The sequence below is a fragment of the Candidatus Dormiibacterota bacterium genome (assembly GCA_036495095.1).
Lineage (GTDB): Bacteria > Chloroflexota > Dormibacteria > Aeolococcales > Aeolococcaceae > CF-96.
Genome location: DASXNK010000171.1, coordinates 1 through 2,121 on the forward strand (window position 1 = coordinate 1; position 2,121 = coordinate 2,121).

General features: G+C 71.9%; 2 protein-coding genes. Both read left to right on the forward strand.

Annotated features, from left to right (window positions below; genetic code table 11):
* Positions 1-836, forward strand: an 836-nt coding sequence (locus VGL20_17405) for a glyceraldehyde 3-phosphate dehydrogenase NAD-binding domain-containing protein (protein ID HEY2705462.1), incomplete at its 5' end; no start/stop codon positions are given.
* Between the two features lie 19 nt (positions 837-855).
* Complete coding sequence (locus tag VGL20_17410) at positions 856-2,061, forward strand: phosphoglycerate kinase (protein HEY2705463.1); 1,206 nt, start codon at positions 856-858, stop codon at positions 2,059-2,061.
* Positions 2,062-2,121 lie beyond the last annotated feature (60 nt).

Genomic DNA, 2,121 nt, shown 5'->3' on the forward strand with positions numbered 1-2,121 from the left:
ACGTCTCCCACGGCGAGAACTCCCTTACCGTCGACGGCAGAACCTTGAAGGTCTTCGCCGAGCGCGACCCCGCGAAGCTCGACTGGGCCTCCGTCGGCGCCGAGATCGTCATCGAGTCCACCGGCTTCTTCACCGACGCCAGCAAGGCGCGCGCCCACATCGACGCCGGCGCCCGCAAGGTGGTGATCTCCGCGCCGGCGAGCAACGAGGACATCACCATCTGCATGGGGGTCAACGACGCCGCCTACGACCCCGGCCAGCACCACATCGTGTCCAACGCCTCCTGCACCACCAACTGCCTGGCGCCGGTCGCCAAGGTGCTCCAGGAGAGCTTCGGCATCGAGAACGGTCTGATGACCACCGTCCACGCGTACACCAACGACCAGCAGGTGCTCGACGCGCCTCACAAGGACCTGCGCCGGGCGCGGGCCGCGGCCCAGGCGATCATCCCCACCACCACCGGCGCCGCCAAGGCGGTGGCCCTGGTGCTGCCCGAGCTGAAGGGCAAGTTCCACGGCATGGCGCTGCGCGTGCCCGTGTCCGACGTCAGCCTCGTCGACCTCACCGTGACCCTGAGCAGGGCGGCGGATGCCAAGGCGGTGAACGAGGCGATGATCGCGGCGGCGAACGGGCCGATGGAGGGGATCCTCGCCGTGACCGACGAGGAGCTGGTATCGGCCGACTTCCTCCACAACAGCAACTCGTCGATCGTCGACCTGCTCTCGACCATGGGCATCGGCGACCGCACCATCAAGGTGCTCGCCTGGTACGACAACGAGTGGGGCTACTCCTGCCGGGTCGTCGACCTCTGCAACCACATCGCGGCGCGGCTGTGAGGCGGCCGGGAGGGTCGCGGTGAGCACCGCGACCACGGTGGCCAAGCGGGGCATCGACGACATCGAGATCGGCGGCCGCCGGGTGCTGCTGCGCGTCGACTTCAACGTGCCGATGGAGGGCGGCCGGATCGTCGACGACCGGCGGATCCAGGCGGCGGTGCCGACCATCGAGGCGCTGCGCGAGCGCGGCGGCCGGGTGATCGTGGTCACCCACTTCGGCCGGCCCAAGGGGAGGGTCGACGAGGCGCTCCGGGTGGCGCCGCTGGCGAAGCGCCTCGGCGAGCTGCTCGGGACCACCGTGCCGGTGGCCGGCGACAGCGGGGGAGAGGCGTCCCGTACGCTGGTCGACGCGCTCTGCCCCGGCGACGTCTGCATGCTCGAGAACATCCGCTTCGACCCCGAGGAGGAGAGCAACGGCGACCGGTTGGCCGGCCGCCTCGCCGGGCTCGCCGACCTCTTCGTCAACGACGCGTTCGGCGCCGCCCATCGCGCCCACGCCTCCACCGAGGGCGTCGCCCACCGCCTCCCCGCGGTCGCCGGGCGGCTGATGCAGCGCGAGCTGGAGATGCTGGGCAGCGTGCTCGGCTCGCCCCAGCGGCCGCTGGTCGCGATCGTCGGCGGCGCGAAGATCTCCTCCAAGCTGGGGGTGGTGCGGAGCCTGCTCTCCCGGGTCGACACCCTCTGGGTGGGCGGGGCGATGGCATGCACCTTCTACCGGGCGCTGGGGGAGGAGACCGGCACCTCACTGGTCGAGCCCGACCAGGTCGAGACCGCGCTCTCGCTCCTCGAGGAGTCGCGCACGGGCGGCGCCGACCTCCGGCTGCCGGTCGACATGGTGGTCGTCGCCGAGCCGAAGCCGGGCTCGGCCACGGAGGCGGTGGCGTGGAAGGCGATCCCCGCCGACCGGATGGCGGTCGACGTCGGCCCCGACACCGTGCGCCAGATGGCGGAGAGCTGCGCCGGCGCCGGCACCATCGTCTGGAACGGTCCGCTGGGGATCTACGAGATCGACGACTTCGCCCGCGGCACCCGCGCGGTGGCCGAGGCGGTCGCGTCCAGCCCCGCGACGAGCATCATCGGCGGAGGCGACCTCGCCGCCGCCCTCGACACACTCGGCGTCGCCGACCGGATCACCCACGTCAGCACCGGCGGCGGTGCCACCCTGGAGTTCCTCGAGGGCCGCACCCTCCCGGGTGTCGCCGCCCTGCTCGACCGCGACTCGTGAGCGGGATGGCGCGCCGTCCGATGGTGGCGGGCAACTGGAAGATGAACACCACCGTACCCG